This is a genomic window from Vibrio sp. B4-6 (assembly GCF_963888245.1).
Classification (GTDB): Bacteria; Pseudomonadota; Gammaproteobacteria; order Enterobacterales; family Vibrionaceae; genus Vibrio; species Vibrio anguillarum.
In genome coordinates, this window is record NZ_CAWPIM010000019.1 from 1 (window position 1) to 16166 (window position 16166).

General features: G+C 41.0%; 11 protein-coding genes. 7 read left to right on the forward strand and 4 right to left on the reverse strand.

Features of this window, described 5'->3' with window-relative positions; genetic code table 11:
* Positions 1-182: 182 nt before the first annotated feature.
* From AACV20_RS06580 to AACV20_RS06600, 5 genes are all read left to right on the forward strand, one after another.
* Complete coding sequence (locus AACV20_RS06580; RefSeq protein ID WP_249929790.1) at positions 183-2108, forward strand: integrase; 1926 nt, start codon at positions 183-185, stop codon at positions 2106-2108.
* Positions 2109-2111: 3 nt separating this feature from the next.
* Entirely contained in the window at positions 2112-2639 is a 528-nt protein-coding gene (locus AACV20_RS06585) for a hypothetical protein (RefSeq protein ID WP_212752660.1), read from the forward strand.
* The gene (locus AACV20_RS06590) at positions 2636-4090 is read left to right on the forward strand and encodes a tyrosine-type recombinase/integrase (protein WP_170908015.1); all 1455 of its coding nucleotides are present in this window, start codon (positions 2636-2638) and stop codon (positions 4088-4090) included. The genes AACV20_RS06585 and AACV20_RS06590 overlap by 4 nt, the downstream gene beginning before the upstream one ends.
* A 361-nt stretch (positions 4091-4451) precedes the next feature.
* Entirely contained in the window at positions 4452-5330 is an 879-nt protein-coding gene (locus AACV20_RS06595) for a glycosyltransferase family 32 protein (protein ID WP_170908016.1), read from the forward strand.
* Positions 5327-7561, forward strand: coding sequence for a family 16 glycosylhydrolase (locus tag AACV20_RS06600; RefSeq protein ID WP_170908017.1), 2235 nt, complete (start codon positions 5327-5329; stop codon positions 7559-7561). The genes AACV20_RS06595 and AACV20_RS06600 overlap by 4 nt, the downstream gene beginning before the upstream one ends.
* Positions 7562-8036: 475 nt before the next feature.
* On the opposite strand, the gene AACV20_RS06605 is transcribed toward AACV20_RS06600, so the two are convergent.
* The 3 genes from AACV20_RS06605 to AACV20_RS06615 all read right to left on the reverse strand — a co-directional run bounded on the left by AACV20_RS06605 (position 8037) and on the right by AACV20_RS06615 (position 13825).
* On the reverse strand, positions 8037-11555 hold the full coding sequence (locus tag AACV20_RS06605) for an AAA domain-containing protein (RefSeq protein ID WP_170908018.1): 3519 nt from the start codon (positions 11553-11555) through the stop codon (positions 8037-8039).
* Between the two features lie 535 nt (positions 11556-12090).
* A complete protein-coding gene (locus AACV20_RS06610) occupies positions 12091-13497 on the reverse strand; it encodes a HipA domain-containing protein (protein ID WP_170908019.1) in 1407 nt (468 codons plus the stop codon).
* Positions 13490-13825, reverse strand: a complete 336-nt coding sequence (locus tag AACV20_RS06615) for a helix-turn-helix domain-containing protein (protein WP_170908020.1) — start codon at positions 13823-13825, stop codon at positions 13490-13492. Before AACV20_RS06615 ends, AACV20_RS06610 begins: the two co-directional genes overlap by 8 nt.
* 231 nt (positions 13826-14056) lie before the next feature.
* Between AACV20_RS06615 and AACV20_RS06620 the strand changes: the two genes are divergently transcribed.
* Positions 14057-14431, forward strand: coding sequence for an MbcA/ParS/Xre antitoxin family protein (locus AACV20_RS06620; protein WP_170908021.1), 375 nt, complete (start codon positions 14057-14059; stop codon positions 14429-14431).
* Positions 14432-14652: 221 nt separating this feature from the next.
* Here the strand turns inward: AACV20_RS06620 and parS are convergent, their stop codons facing one another.
* Positions 14653-15078 (reverse strand): type II RES/Xre toxin-antitoxin system antitoxin, encoded by a 426-nt coding sequence (gene parS, locus AACV20_RS06625; protein ID WP_170908022.1) that lies wholly within the window; start codon positions 15076-15078, stop codon positions 14653-14655.
* 223 nt (positions 15079-15301) lie between these two features.
* Between parS and AACV20_RS06630 the strand changes: the two genes are divergently transcribed.
* Positions 15302-15472 (forward strand): hypothetical protein, encoded by a 171-nt coding sequence (locus AACV20_RS06630; RefSeq protein ID WP_170908023.1) that lies wholly within the window; start codon positions 15302-15304, stop codon positions 15470-15472.
* The last annotated feature ends 694 nt before the right edge of the window (positions 15473-16166 follow it).

Here is a 16166-nt window from a genome sequence, read left to right on the forward strand (position 1 = left end):
GGAGGAGAATCAATGAGAAAACTGGCGCAATCCGAACACTTAGAGTAAAAATAGGGAAAGAGAAAAAGTGCTGGTTAAGGTGTTCGGAATAAACCGAAACAAGCGTTCGCAATCACCGAAATACGCATCTTACGGAATTTCATCTTCAAAAAGTCGATGATCCGTTCTGGTTAGGTGTGCTTATGACCATTGCAGAGCACAATGGGTCTATTACCAATAACTTATACAACGTTAACCACCGCATTAAGACTCTCTTAGATGATGTAGACGTATCGCAAGAAGACCTCGAAGCTTTTATTGCAAAGTATCCCCACGTTACGAGAGCAGTACCCAGCGATGACATAATCTTAAATTTAAAAGACAGAGTGAAGGCTTGCTGCTGGCTTCACCAAAATCGATATTATGCTGGTCCAACCTGTGATAAACATGGGCACACGAAGCCCAAAGGAAATAACGCTGTTTTAACTGAGCGAATTTTTGATGGAAAAGTGTTGAAACCAACTCTTAATATTAGCCCTTACCCTGAATTGGAATTAAAACCGCCACCTCGAAGCACCGAGTTTAAAGCCTTTCCAAATCAAGAAAAAACCAGTGGTAGTCCGAAGCATGAACTTCGAAGGTGGATCAATGTCATCAAGCTGATTAACACCAATTTTGATAAAGGTAACTCGAGTGAGGTGAACCCTGTCACTAACAATGTCTCCGTCGATTCTATTGCTCTTATCACCACACTTAGAAAGCAGGGACGCACCAAAACTCTGCCCCCCGAATTTGTTTTTCAGTTATTTAGAAACTGCTATGAATTGTTAGAGAAATTCTGCCCTAAACCCAATGAAGTTGGTCGAAATTTTTGGGGAAATACACTGGAGCTATTGGTAGAGGCAAAATCAAAATCAACTTCACAGTACTCTAACCCTCATCGACCTTATCATAGTGTAGAAGCATTTAATGAAGAGCTTCATCGTCATTTACCTCAAACTGAACGAGAGCACTGGCTTCAATTTGAAGCAATAAATGGGGTTGACTCAAGATTTAAAGAGCTAGGCGTTGAAATGTTTGGATCTATTCCCTCTAGCGATGAAAACCGATATGAGCGCATTCGAAACAATGAATCAATGTATGAGATGTTTAATATCTTGCAAGGCGCAACACAACTGCTGCTAGGCGCTATTATGGCAAGGCGGCAAGATGAGCTGGTTAAGCTTAAACCGTTTGGAAACCTTATCTACATCAATGACAAAGGCAAAGCCCTGAACGATGCTAACCCTTATGAAGATGACTGCGAGCGTTGGCATTTGCATTTCAAAGTAAAGAAAACAGGCGTAAAAGGTAAGAACCTTAACGAAAAAAGACCTATCCCTCTATCCATTGCACGGTGGGTATGGCAGCTTGAGCAGTTTAACCAAGAGGCATTAAGCAAAGGTCTGACTAAGAGTGATGACCTCGCTCTATTTAATTTAATTGATCGCCAAACCTTCAAACTTCGCAAGCGCAATGCTGACAGGTTTAATGATGCGCTAGATGCATTATGTGACTATTTCGAAACGGCAGTTGTTGAAATGGATAACGGTGAGTATCGCCGTCATTACGTTAGGCAGCACCAATTAAGACGCTTCTTTGCACTCGTTTTTTTCTGGTCTAAGAGGTATGAAAATATGGAGGCTTTGCGTTGGATGCTAGCGCATTCGGATTTAGAACACCTTCATAACTACATCACTGAAAACGTTGATGGAGCGATTATAAAGAGCGCTCAAGCAAACGTAATAGCGCAGAGTATTACACGCAATAAGGATATGATCAGTAATGCAGAAGAGCTTGATAAACTTCGAGAGTTGATTACTAAACGACTCGCTGGTAACAGCAAGGCAAGGATACTCATCAAAACACTTGATGATGCTACGTTTGATTACGAATATACATCTGAGTACGAAACGGTGCCTCATATTTCTAAGCTTCAATCGGAGCAAGAGTTAGAAAATGAAGTGCTTACTATGCTAGAAAATGATGAAATTGCCTTAAATCTCACATGGAATGACGTTGAAGTGGTTGATGGTGAGGAAGTAAAAAGTTTTAACCTTGTTCTACAAATTAACGAGTTAAAGGAATAAATAATGGACAAGGAAAAGAATCAACTTAAAACACTTAAAACAAGAGACTTTTTAAAGGAAATCATTAAATGTCCAAAGTCATTTTATGAAGACAAAGAACTGCTCAAGAAATTGAAATCGCAAGGTGGGCTTGCTAAGTTTGAGTCCCAAGAGCGCAACATCGAACCATGTGCTTTAAATACCTTTAAAACCAACGCTGACGAAGTTATCAGCGGTGGCTTTAGTGAGATTGATGATTTGCGTAGAAAAGCTGTGAACGCCCTTGAACTTGAAATTAAAGGCAAGAAGTCACGCAAAGGTAGTACCCACACTCATGCAGGAAAACAGCAACGTATAGATGAGCAGAAAAAGGAAATAGAGGCATTGCAGCGAGAGAACATGCTTCTTACAGCTTTAGTTCGTGAATCACGCTCCAAAATGAAAGCCATAGCTACGTACAAAGGCTCTGAAAAAGAGCGCTGGGAAGCTTATCTCACCGCAAACAACCAAATTCAAAATATTAGCGACCTCTATTTTGAGGGCGAAATATGATTTCTTGTACGCTAAAAGATGTCGAGTTCTGGATGCACTTAGGTGTACCCAGTGCAGTCCGAAAGTTAAAGCCCATTGACGTTCCGTTTTTAAGCTACTCAACCTACAAGCCATGCATAGAAGCTAACGCCTTTATGCATCACTTAGCTGTACTGAGAAAACTAAAAGCTTCGACCTTAAAAACGTATGCTAGCTACCTTGTGCATCTAATCCGTTTTGTAGAAAATCAACCTTCATTAAGTCGATTTAGCCAGCTTACGGATGCGTCCTTTAGGCTTTTCATTCAAAACCTAACCATTGAAACTAAACCCACTGGTGAGCCTAAGCGCTCATCGACAGAGGTGGCAAAAATTGGTGAGATTTGTATTCAATTCCTTCAATTTGTTCAGCAATTTCATGACTTGACGCACTTTATTGGTCAGGAAGATGCTTGCGCCATATCCATTATCGAAAAAAAGCATGCAATTTTTATCGAAGGTAGAAAAAATAAGAAAGAAGTGATAACAATCTCACACGCATCATTACCCAAGAAAGGAGTTGTCAAAAAGCGTCACCCTGTTAGCCAAGCCAATGCATTAAAAATATGGGATTATCTTAGCAAACAGAAGAAAGATATTTCACACATCAAAGACCCCAAACTAAAGCGTCAAGCTAAACGAGAGCGATATGATAAGCGGTATCGTGATAAGGCAATTTATACCACGATGGAAATCACTGGTGGTCGTGTACAGGAACTGCATCTACTTCAATACAGCGATGTTGTTGAAGCTAGAACAACAGGCTCCTTGCGAATTGATACGCTCAAAAAACGTCACGATGATGGTAATGAACGTTATATTCCTGTGGATCACTTATTTCACGACCAACTAGATAGCTATCTTGATGTTAGAATGCGGGTTATGAAAAAGCATGGAGTCACGCACAATTACTTGTTCATTAACCTCAATGATGGTCAGCCCTTGAGTGCGGAAACATGGAAAAAGTACATTAGTGGTTGGGGTAAGGAGCTAGGCATCGAAGGTCGTGTTTCACCGCATTTGTGGCGACACTCTCGATTCACCAACTGGATGATAGACCGCATTCTTGCCTCAAGAGAGATTAACAGCAAAGATGATTTCAAAAAGAATGTGCTTCACACCATGCAGTTTAAGAAAGAATTACAGCAGTTCTCAGGTCACACCCTTATAAGTTCATTAGACATTTATCTAGATCTAGCTTGGGAGCAACTTCACGGCTATACAAAGGTTTACAGTGCCGCCTCTCTAAAAACAACCGTAGAGAGTGTAGAGCGTAGAATCGAAGATATAGAGTTTCAGATGGGAAGGAATGAACTCACAGCCGTACAAGCTATGCAGAGCGTTAAATCATTACTTTCGGCATTTAAGAAAGATATTGATACCGCCATAGTTAATGAGTGTGAAAATGAACTGTCTGTGAACAACAAAAATTAATACTTAGACTTAATCAGCGAGCCTATTTTAAATGTACTTAAGTTGACCTACTTATTCTTATGCAACAAAGTGACCTCGGTTCGAAGAAAATAGTAATGTAGAGTGAAGAAATGGCTAGAGCAAAAAATGCAGCTTGTCCCAAATGTGGGTCTGAAGAAATACGGAAAGAGAGAATGTTTGGCGTGCAGACTGGTGATTTGATTTGCTCGGACTGCAAATATACGAGTACCCGAAATGAGTTTGTAGAGGCTTTCATTCAAAAGCACCCTGAAAACGATGATTAGAAATGATTCATCAAATCGAAGACACAGCGATAGCAACCTAAATTATGTGTACAAACGTAGATATAAGAGGTAGAAAAGTGAACTTGATAACAATAACTCCAACAGTTGGTGCGATTGAAACTTCTGAAAATGATGGGTTGAGATCAAATTTTGTTTCTGAATTAGTTCAACAAAAATCTGAACATAACATAGTTGGCTGTGATAAGAATCTTATACCTAAGGTAATAGTCCAGTTTTGGGATAAGGTCGACGCTCTCCCGCCTGATGTCAGCAAATGTATAAATACTTGGAAAGAGCGTGAAGTTGAAGGCTTTCAACATTTGCTGTTTGATGAAATAAGAGCAATAGAATTCATTTCTACTGAGTTGGGTTCAGAATATGTTGACGCTTTTAACGCTTGCTATCACCCTGCAATGAAAAGTGATTACTTTCGCCTATGTTACATTTATGTCAATGGTGGAATGTACGTGGACGTTGATGACATTGATTGTCAGCAAGATATTGCTTCTCTTTTTTCCGACGATAGACTCAAGCTACAGCCATTATGCTACGACATTGAGTCAGACAGCATGATAGAACCAAAACACTTCACTCAGAAAAATGTATTCTCAGATAAGTGGATCTACTACTTCAATAACAACCCAATCATCTCTGCACCAGAGAATCCAATAGTTGGTTACGCACTCAATCGAGCAACAAACCGCCTCCGACAAAGTGATGGTGAATTCCCAGAAATCCAATCAACAACTGGACCAGGTAATCTAACGGCTAGTGTTGTTGCCTTTCTTTTTGATAATAAATCTTTTCCGATATCTAACTATATAAGTATTCAACCGGATTGGAATGCAATTGCGAGTACGGTTTGGCAATTAAGCTATCGAAATGATAAAAGGAATTGGCGACTTGCTAATGGTATGCCTTCCAATAAAGCCACAAAGGTTAGAGAACTCTCATGAATAGAAAACGTACATTGGGCCCCATATTGAGTTGGGTTTATAAGGCTTCTCTCAAAATTCGGAAATTGGTGGGGCGCAAGAAATGTAGTGCGTTTAGCTCTAGCAAAAAAGGAAGCTCCTTTCAGAAAATTGAACGTATCTATGTAATTAACTTAGACCGTCAGCCACATCGACTTGATAACGTTTTTAAAGAATTCTCTCCTGTACTAGATGAGAACTCATCGTCGTTAAAAAATATTATTGTCAGAGTTCCTGCTGTTGATGCTTCCAGATTGAATAGTGATAGCTTGAATCAACTTGAAACCGTAAGGAGAAAATATACTCTAGCTGGCCAGTTATATGTAGATCCCTGTAAAGCATTGCCTCAGAACCTTGACTTAGATATGAGTATAGAGATGAGTCAACAAGAGATTGCTGTTGCTCTATCACATATTGAAACTTGGAAGAAGGTAGCACATGGCGATGAACAATATGCTTTGGTCTTAGAGGATGACATATGTTTGCATCACAAGTTTCCAGCATATGTGGATAACATCTGGAAAGAACTCGAAGAAGTGAAAATTAGCTCTCCTCTCTTTGATATACTTTTTCTTTCATTTAAGGAGGTCGATCAAGGCGCAGAAAAAGTACGTATATCAAAGAATACCTTCAAGTTATTTCGTGGAATCTGGTATATGTCAGGGTATATTCTTTCAAAAGAAGGAGCTAAACGCTTATTGAGCATGTTGCCGGTGCAAGGCCCTGTAGATCTATGGATAAATCATAAATTTTCTGAAATAGAAGCGTTAATGACCGCCAAGTCAGTAATCCCTCAACGTAGCGACGAAGCTTCTGGGAATTTCTACTCGGTTTTACCAATTCTATCTCAAATAGGTGTTTTGAATGATGGGGCGCCAAGTGTATTCACTAATATCCCAACAGCTAAACCCATATTTGCGATCGGCAGACTGGGTGGAGGACTAACTTCTCTAGGTATGGCTATATCAATGTTGGGATATAAATGCTGCAGTGACCTTTATGATTTACCTGATGGTGAGAAAAGCAGTTTACTAAAAAACGATGGCTATCGAACTTTTGATGCTTATGTCAATGTTGGAACAATCGATAACAACATAAATGAGCTAGCAAAGATCTACCCAAACGGAAGACTAATTTTATTTACAGAAGGTTATGCTAAAGAAGAACTAGAAGACATTCGTAAACTATGGTCTAACAGGGCTCTTTTTTTATCTTTGGATAATATTGGAGCTTGGAAATCAATATGTGAGTTTCTAGGTATAGTTCCTCCTGTATGTGCATACCCATCATTAATAGAGTTAGGTAAACGACAACAATCTAAATTCGACAAGGACTCACTTGAATACCGAAATTTATCTCATACTGTTTTGAAGCACGATGAATCGCCTTGGGTAATTTCAGAGAAAAAGGGTTGGTTCGGGTTACCTGTAAGTAACCCTCATATGCAAACCATAGGACAGAAACTTACAGCTGCCTATATAACCGATGATTTTTCTAAACTTGATGCATCCAACTGGTTTTTGCGAAATGATACGTTTCCTGGCAATCAGGCCATGTTTAATTCAGACAACTTTTCAGTTAACAAGGGAAATGGAGCATCAATAATACTCAAGAACCAAGATATGAAAGTGAGAGAGTATAGTTCTGGAGCTATTACGAGTAATAGTCTCTTTTTGTATGGTAGGTTTGAAGCAGTGATAAAACCCCCTAAGGCTTCGGGGTTAGTTACTGGAATTTTCCTTCATCGAGATTCGCCAAGACAAGAAATTGATATTGAATTGATTGGTAAGTCACCAAATAAAATGCTTATTAATGTCTATTACAACCCGGGGGTGGATGGCGCACGTTTTGATTTTGGTTATAGAGGTACGCCTGTAGAAATAGACCTTGGGTTTGATGCTACTGAAGACTATCACTCATATGCTATTGAATGGGATTCAACGGAAATTAGCTGGTTTGTCGATGGTAACCTTATCTACAAGAGAGTAAATTGGGCACCAACGCCTATCCCTCATCTTCCGATGAAATTCCATATAAACTTATGGCCTTCTATTTCAAGTGAATTAGCTGGGAGAATCGACAAGAAAAAGCTGCCTGCGAGCCTACATATTCAGTCAGCAAGAGTTGCTGCACTTAATCAGAATGTTGGAATGGACCTATCTGGTGAGACTGAAACTAAGGTAAATACAGAGGAAATAAGCCAGCCATTGTAATCCACCGAAATGGCGGTTCGCTATGCACTCATTCCAGTGACGCTAGCGAACTGCTCATAGCAAGGCTTTGCGAATTGAGCACTCAATAACTCTTCACCTGCAAGTTAAGCCATGGGGTGGAATAATTGATATTTGAAGTTATCTGCACTAGCAAAACTGGATACCTCACTAAGCAACTTTTTTCCAATACCTAAAGTTATTCATGATTTGCTAAATTAGCAAAGCCACTAGCAACGTTTTGCCAAGAACCTTTACATTTGGCAGTTCGTAACTCAGAAGTGCCCCATTGTCATTCTTTTACTCATAAAATCGCTTGCTCTTTTAGCTTCAAATTTCCCCCATTAAAGTTCATGTGAAAGGCATGCGACTTACTTCGTAATTGCTAATTAAAAGTGAATAATTAGCAATTAACTGTCCGAGGGTATGCTGAAAATGATTTTGAGTCACTTCGGGACAAAAGAGTGACGCTTTGTGTCTACGTCACGGGCTGCTTGTTTGTGTTGCAGCTTCGGCTATTTAAGAAGTCGAGTTGAGTTTTGCTCTCCTTCTCTAACTCACCGACATAGATTAATGATGTCTCGATATTGGCGTATTTTCCGCTTCTGCTTGCACTAAACCAGTTGAATGACCCCACCGCCATATACCGATCATCAGCAAAAACGCTTTTACTATGGACACCATTTATCACATTGATAACGATACCAAGCTGTTCCAACATCGTGCAGCAATGTCGAAACGCTTTTATTTTATTGGTATCCGGGTTGTTTGCGACCGTGGTATTGAAATGTCTGTCGGTGTGTATGGTTATCTGGACACCTTTGTGCAGTGCTGTTTTTAGTAGTTCTAACTGCCCTGTTGATTGCAGTTTGTCTAGCTGTAACCAAGGCGAGATGATATCTATTTTTCGTTGTACTTCTCTCAGCAGTTTTGATAAGAACGCATCGTGTTCTTCGGCATTGGTTAGCAGTTTCGGATGGCCGCATATTTGTAATAAATCGGGGCGTTGACCAACACTAAACTCCAGCTCATTTCGCTCGTCAGTAAAGAGATAATTAGCGAGTAATCCTCGTGGAGAAGATGATGGCGCAGCTTCAATGATATCCAAATCACCAAACACCAAGAATGCATCTTTGGCTCGAGAGACAGCGACGTTGAGCATTGACGGATCCATATCGATAAACCCGCCATCGTTGTGTCTGGTATACACTTGGGAAAAAATAATGATTTTGCGTTCAGCTCCTTGAAGAGAGTGAACGGTGCCAACGGTTAGTTGGTCATCCCCCTTGCCTGCTTTGATATCGAACTCACTACACGCGATCTTGATCTGGTTCACTTGGGCTGAAAATGGAGTAATGATACCCACACACTTGGCCAGTGGCTCGCCGTAGTAATTCTCTATTTCAACCTTATTGGCATGTAACCATGCAGCGATAGTTTCTGCTTCTAACTTATTGCGTCGGCTACCGCTAAATGATTCCGCGATACCGTCGACGTGCAAATGACTGAAAGGAGAGTAGAGGCTATCTTCGGTCGCTTGTCCTCGCTTGGGGATCAGGATACCTTGATAGCAAAGGTCATTGCAGTATGAGATTAATTCATCGTAGCAGCGTCTATGTTCTTGCAAAAACATTCCAGGCTCAACTTCCGGCATATAATGAAAGCGGCTTGCTTGTTGCGCTACATGCATCACACTGCCAGTCACTACACTTCGGCCTTGCTCTTGAATGACTGTGTATTCATCATCAGAGCTGATAATTTTATGCTGCTTTAAATTACCCCGGTCAATTGATGAGCACACATTTCTAATCGGCGGGATTTGGTAAATATCACCGATCACCAACGCTTTTTTGGCTAGTGAGAACGAGGCCGCGGCAACTTCTGGAGCTACTTGGCCTGCTTCATCAACGATCAAAAGGTCGATTTCATTAAGCAGATAGTCAGTTTCAAATTCATTATTCCCAACGTGAGACTGGTAAGTCATATGAGAAGGCAGAGAATGGAACGTTGATACAATGCAAGGAGTGAGCATCATTCGACGTTGCCAGCGAGGACGAACTGTTTTCAAACCTGTTTTCCGGGACTGCTTGTTCAGCTCTTGACCCAAATCTCGGCAACTGAGTAGCCAGCATGCTTCCCAGTAATGGACAGCTAAGCGGAACATTCGAAAACGGATCGTGATATCTAAAACCGAATCGATGTCAGTCAATTGTGGAATAGTTTGTTCTGGAGAGTCTTCAGTAAAGTTATTGATAGAATCAAGCCAATTCAGTTGTGATTGCTCAAACTCTTGATACTGCTCTAACCAAGATTGATACCGATTTTTTTGTTCGTCAAAATCGTCTTTTTTACTAGAAAATATCTGCTTGAGTAGGCTCTCAAATCGGTCTGATGACAGGTTTTCAATTTGCTCTTCATCGTGCTCAATAAGGTTAAACATGAAACTCCTACGCTGGAGCTCAAGTTTATTCTTGATTGGCGGTAACCACTTAAACAGAGTTAACCATGTAGATTCATTGCCGAGGTAGCTTCGCCACGCAGTTAACTGTTCTTTGGCGTTATCTTTCAATGCTTGCGCATTAGAAACGGCTTGTTGTTGATCTGCCAATGTTTGTTGGGGATTGTCCCCAAGCCGAGAATGGATGTCATTCAGTTGGCGGTTGTAGTGATGCCAATTGTTTTGGATGTGATCTAACTGGTTTTGATGTTGGCGCAATTCGGCAAGGAGATACGCTTTAACTTGCGTTACATCAGCAAAATTCTGTTGTGGAAACGCCTGTTTTGCTCTATCCAAATAATGCGCTTGGGCTTGATCGAGAAAATCCAACTGCTCGACTTTTTCATAGAAATGCTTAGTTTGGTAACTTTTGGCAGCTTCCAATTCTCCATACGCCGATGGCAGGTAGCCACCATAGCTAAAAATGTCGGGTAACCATCGGCCTGATAGTTCGTCGTCGCCTTCATCGAAGTCTTTACCAAAAGCATCAATGATGTTGGTTACTGCTTGATTATTAGTTGATGCCGCAATGATTAGCGGCGGTTGACTCTCTTTTAGCGCAGATTCAATCCACAGTGACGCGACTACAGATAGAACAAACGTTGTTTTACCTGTGCCAGGAGGACCATTTACCGCAAGAATATCGCCTTCTTGCATGGCTAAGGTATGGGCCAAGGCATCGCATTGCGCTTTAGCTAGCGGGAATTGACTATTTGAGTGGCCAAAACGCGAATTCACTGTCTGAGATACATCAATACATTCATCGTGGTTGGTTACTGTTTTTGCCGCGTAACTATCAAGCAAAGGCAAGGTTGTGTTTGAATTGCTCAGGTTATCGTACAGTTTTAAAATATGCCTTGAAGCTCCCAAGCACTCGCTGATTTTGTTGACTAAGCCACGACTTTCAATTTCTTCGTAGAATTGCTCGATTCGGTTTCTATCACAGTAATCGGCAAATAGTTTTTGGGTGAGTCCGTAGTAGTTGTGCCAATCTTTTTGATGGTTCTGATACTGTTCTTCTTGTTCGAATTTGGCTGGAATACTTTCAGTAGACTGCGCTGGAATTTCATTTGTTGTCAGGAATTCATCGAGCTTATCGACGTCAGCGATAGTAAAGGTGTCATTTCCTTGAGGAGCAAGCAAATCACGAGGTATGAATGGCGTGGTGTGGGGAAATAGTAGTCCTTCACGATTGACCCATAAAGAGCAGACAATCGGTGTCAGTACACCAGGCATATTACCGCTGTAATCTTTGCCATGAACTTTCCGAAGATAATAGGTGACCGGTCGATGATGAATTTGTACGGCGGTTAGGGTATCGAGTTCATTGCGAAACAGATCTTCTAGCAATGTAGAATCAGGTTTAAGCTTACCTTCTTTGAACTCGTCGGTTGTCGCTCGTACATAATTCTTCAGATCTTGCTTTTTTAATGCACCTTTCGCGCTGTCGGCATCGGCAAGAGAATTACGCCAATAGTGAATCCAGCCCTGATTATTCATACCCGGTCCTTGAAATTTTCGCGTTAAGCGTGTGATTTTAGTCGAATATTCTATTACCAGTGGAGTATTTTTTGTTAGAACTTTGAGCAATTTCTTACTCGGCGACCTTTGAGCCATGCGGATGATGACTATTTGAGCAGTCGAAGAATTGAGGCAGGGGTATTAAAGTCTACTTTCCCAATGTCATATGATTTCAATGATTAATTCTGTGAATGTTTGGCTACTGGTGACTTATGGATGGGTAAACAACTTTTAAGCTGTATTAGTGGTTTCTGAAACGTATCGCAAACATCGTGTTTGTTGTGCAAGTCAAATCCAGAGCGTTGCTGCGTGATTAGTGCGAGAGGTACACGCTTGTCTATTCTAAACAGCTAAATCAGAAAACTTTCGCATTTACATTCATCTTAGACTTAAGTAATTGATGAAACTGCAATAAAAAAACCAATGTGTTTGGCGTTATTTTTAGCTGCAGAACAAAGTAATTTCTGTCCAAAAATGGTTTATAAATTGCTAAAGATCGCTCCTGCATTTGCTATTAAAGAAGCTCACTCATTTCTGGCACGCTGTCGGCTTGCGCTAACAAGTATTCACACTCTGTTTGGATTAGTGAGACACATAGTTCTATGTGTTCACGCTCTCCGTCATCGATTCCTTGAGCTTCGGTAAGTCCAACCGTTTCCTTCAGGGCATTCTTTATGGCACCAATGGTTTCTACCATTATGGAAGCCATTTTGGTGCCTGAATAGCCGAGCAGAGCACCGAATTCAGCTAAATCATAGCTGGTAATAGGGTGTTTGAAGTTACCTTTCGGCGGATTTTGAAAGTCTTCGCTTTCCCAATCTCCAATCGACATTGCAAAATATTGAGGGATACTGGCGGCACGCCCCTCATCAGCAGACAATTTACCGCTTTGTGAGTTGCGTTTTGCTCCCTCTTGAGCGATAGCTTCTATGTTGACTAAATCATAAAAAGGGGTCAGTTCAAGGCCTTTAGGGGTGACGAAGAAGCTAATATTTTTACCATGAGCATCGTAGTTTAGTGTTGCTAGATTAAAGAGCATCCACTGGGTAAGCTTTAGGTTGGTGATTACCGTGTCTATGGTTTTGACGCTCAGTAGGCGTGGGAAAGAAACGCCATCACGCATATATACACCATCGCCTTCATCCCCATTCTGACGCTCGTATTTGTAACCTGGAGGTAAGTCAGTCGCCTGACAGCCATCAATCACATGTTTTCGTTGAACGACATCACGAGCCTCGATATAGGCACGATCGAACCGCTCTATGATCAGTGTCCTAGTCTTCCCAATACGGGTTAATTCAACATGAGCGACGTCCAAACCGGCTAGTCTAGCTAATGTCATGCAAAAGAACTCATTCACAGCAATACACGGTGCTTTACCGCTTTCAAACTTCAGAATGTAGTTCGAACTTAATTTTCCTTCACCAAATCCCCATTCATCACCGCGCTTAAGTAAGTTTAACTTGTTTTGCACACCGGCAACCGAAAGGCGAACCTTACCGTCCCAATAAACTAATGGTGCTAAATTTCGCTCTAGTCGTTCTATGAGCTCATCATCAGGGACAGCTCTAAAGCTGGTTTCCTCAGGTTCTGAATTTGGGACTCGAAAAGATAATGCGCCAGATGTTTCCGCACCAAGCTTACGAATCAGCCCAAATGTATTGCTTTTGGAGATAGTGGTGTTTTGTATCATCTCCTCAAAGGCTTCTCCTTCAGGAAGGAGATTTCTGAGGTAGTTCTCAATACTACGTGGCGAAGCCCGATCATCGAAAGAGATGTGTGGCGAAATTGGGAAACCCGTGTGTTGCCATTCATCTTCATAGATGAATGAGAACTCTGTTTCTGTTCCGACAGGAAGAATCAAACGACCAATTTTGGTATTCGTACCGATAAACACGTCTAATTGTTGCAACTTACTCATACCAACCATCCTCATTGTTTCTCACGCTGTTTTCAGCTTGGGAGGTTATTTGGCTATGTGGACGAATAAATAGGTTTAAGTCGATAAGGCGTAACGACAGCCCCAAGATATCCATGAGGACAAGTACATTGGCAAAGGTGACACTGGTATCGCCTTTTTCTACCTTCATGACTGTCCTACGAGATAAATTGGCTTTTGAAGCGAGATCATCAATACGCCAGCCTCTATCGGTGCGCTTTGAGCGAATAGCGCTCCCCAGCGTTGCCATACTGAACTCGGTATTCAAATCAGGCATAGGTTGTGCCTTTACCATCTTACCTTTTTTCATAAGTGCCTTTTAATGTACTTTTGTTACTATTGGGGTCGCCTCAATCTATAAGTTCACTATAACTCACTTTTGAGGTGTCTGTATAAGAAATTATTTAAAAGTGTAATTTAAGTAACTTATGGTTGGTTTGCTAGTTGCATGTTCGTTCCAATCAGTGGCAATCTGTTTTTGCTAAACTAGAGTAAGCGTGTCATAAATCACCATGTGAATAGAATAAGGTTCTAAGCAGCAATGAAAGTTAAAATTGAGAAGACCTGTGATGGTGAAGCTTTCTTCAACATTCCAGAAATACTGCAAGAAGAATTGCAATGGGAAGAAGGCGATCAAATCGAATGGCTCGACAATAACGATGGCTCATGGACTTTACGCAAAGTTGAACTTGAGGATGATACCCAGTTGAAGTCTATAGAGTACACTCTTTCACAACACCCTACTTTAAAAGAGCTAATGGAGGATGTGTTTGAGGACTCTGGTTTGAGAGCAGAATGGTTAACTTCCGCAATTCCAGCGCTATCTGGTCTAACTCCGCTAGAAGTTGTGCTTAAAGGCGATTTAAAACGCGTTTTAGATGCATTAAATCGTATCAAGTATGGTGATTTTTCTTGAGATGCTTTTATCTCATAAAATCAGATTGATATGTTGAGTCATTGGCCATCTTTTTCCGAATGAAGCCTACTTTGTAAGGCCGAGATACACTACATGAGCTGGAACTAACACGCTTGTACCCAATCATAGTGTGTCTAAGAACCTATGTCGCAGAACCAAACAGACTGACTTTCCCTGCTATGTCAGGAAAAGTGGCTTTGTGACAATCGGTAAGTTTCCATTTAAGCCGTATATCCGTACTTCAACTTATTGATCTCTTCTGTCACCAGAATGATACCGGTTATTGTGTCACAGAATGAAAGTGGTGTTTCGTTTTCAAACACCAAACTGGGTTTATTTAACCAGCGTAATGTCGCATCACGATCACCAAAATACTCATTTGCTTCTTTGACCATATCTGCAAGCATGAGAACATGTTCACTGGCTGTTGGGCTTAGCGTTGCGTTCGGTTCTTTCATTTTTCGCTGGAGAGTACGCAGATTAACGCCAATAATTTTCGCGTAATCTGTCTTAGTCAGACCAAGAGTTAACATTCCTCTATCCAGCATTTCAACAGGAAGCCCTTGACGAATAATTTTTAGGCTATCGATTGCGCTCTGAGCTTTGCGCTTTTCACCTCCAAGCATTTCATAAGCAGCGCTGAACATTAAAGTATCTCCGAATCTAACTACACTTAAACAATAGGCGTAATTAGAATATTTTAACACGGAAATGTGTCGAGACTTGCTAGTTGCCCCCGAATCCAAGTATCGTATTGCTGTATATATTATAAACGAAAATGGTTCATGAAAAACAGTTACAACTGATGAATTGATAGGGTTGTTAGCTAGTACGAACTAGCGCGTCGGCACAACACATGAGAGGACTAGGATGTTGTTTCTAAGTATAATATTCGCATTGAGTTTAGCTATTGGTGCTTTTGCTCTCTATTCGGAAAATGTTCACATTTGGCTCTCGAAACATATGGATGAATATGAAAAAGAGCTAGAGAAAAACAATCAAGAAGAGCTAAAAAAGCTGAAGAAAAAATACCAGCGTTAACAACCAATCACCCGATTCAACCGTAAATTTAATTAAATTTTCGGTTAATCTTACCACAATTCATGCCAGTTTCTGGGAAATTCAGATTCAACCGTAAATGAGGTTAAATTTACGGTTATTACTCCTACCTACTAATTCAAGCTTTTGGGAAACACAAAGACAGGCAATACTAGTGGTTGGATGTCATTTTTTTACCATATGTGGACGCCCTGTTTGTTTCGATTGCAGATAGTGTCCAGAGATGTCCAAAAAAGTTCACAGCAAACTCACCTTCGCCCCTAAACGTTTTTAGAGCATAAGAAACTATCAATAGATTAATTTGTGTGTAAGCCTGTTGGACCAGTTTTTTAGTTCCAGATACGACAAAGCCACAGGCAATGCATATGGGAGGGAAAGCACCTAGACTTATCGTATGTCCTCGGTGGTCTGCTTTGCAATTAAGCCAAGTTCAATTCGATACAATTACTTCTGGCCAGACAGTAAATCGTAACTCCAAGAAAAAGCAGGGATACCCGAGGCTCTCAAAGTTAGTTTAAAGCTAAGAACCGTATGTGGCAAGCTTGCTTCTGTCGAGTAGACGACACCTGTTACCAAGTGTCGCCCCTCTAAGAACCCAGCGTGCAACTTTCACCGCACTAGGCTCAAGCCTTCACGAAGGCACCAGTTGGCACCCAGCAACTTACAAAGCAGTGAG

What these genes read in the sequence shown, in the direction of transcription:
- AACV20_RS06605 (WP_170908018.1), bottom strand. Translation starts at nt 11,555, where the DNA reads ATGAATAATCAGGGCTGGATTCACTATTGGCGTAATTCTCTTGCCGAT.
- AACV20_RS06600 (WP_170908017.1), top strand. Translation starts at nt 5,327, where the DNA reads ATGAATAGAAAACGTACATTGGGCCCCATATTGAGTTGGGTTTATAAG.
- AACV20_RS06590 (WP_170908015.1), top strand. Translation starts at nt 2,636, where the DNA reads ATGATTTCTTGTACGCTAAAAGATGTCGAGTTCTGGATGCACTTAGGT.
- AACV20_RS06585 (WP_212752660.1), top strand. Translation starts at nt 2,112, where the DNA reads ATGGACAAGGAAAAGAATCAACTTAAAACACTTAAAACAAGAGACTTT.
- AACV20_RS06630 (WP_170908023.1), top strand. Translation starts at nt 15,302, where the DNA reads ATGTTGTTTCTAAGTATAATATTCGCATTGAGTTTAGCTATTGGTGCT.
- parS (WP_170908022.1), bottom strand. Translation starts at nt 15,078, where the DNA reads ATGTTCAGCGCTGCTTATGAAATGCTTGGAGGTGAAAAGCGCAAAGCT.
- AACV20_RS06610 (WP_170908019.1), bottom strand. Translation starts at nt 13,497, where the DNA reads ATGAGTAAGTTGCAACAATTAGACGTGTTTATCGGTACGAATACCAAA.
- AACV20_RS06580 (WP_249929790.1), top strand. Translation starts at nt 183, where the DNA reads ATGACCATTGCAGAGCACAATGGGTCTATTACCAATAACTTATACAAC.
- AACV20_RS06615 (WP_170908020.1), bottom strand. Translation starts at nt 13,825, where the DNA reads ATGAAAAAAGGTAAGATGGTAAAGGCACAACCTATGCCTGATTTGAAT.
- AACV20_RS06620 (WP_170908021.1), top strand. Translation starts at nt 14,057, where the DNA reads ATGAAAGTTAAAATTGAGAAGACCTGTGATGGTGAAGCTTTCTTCAAC.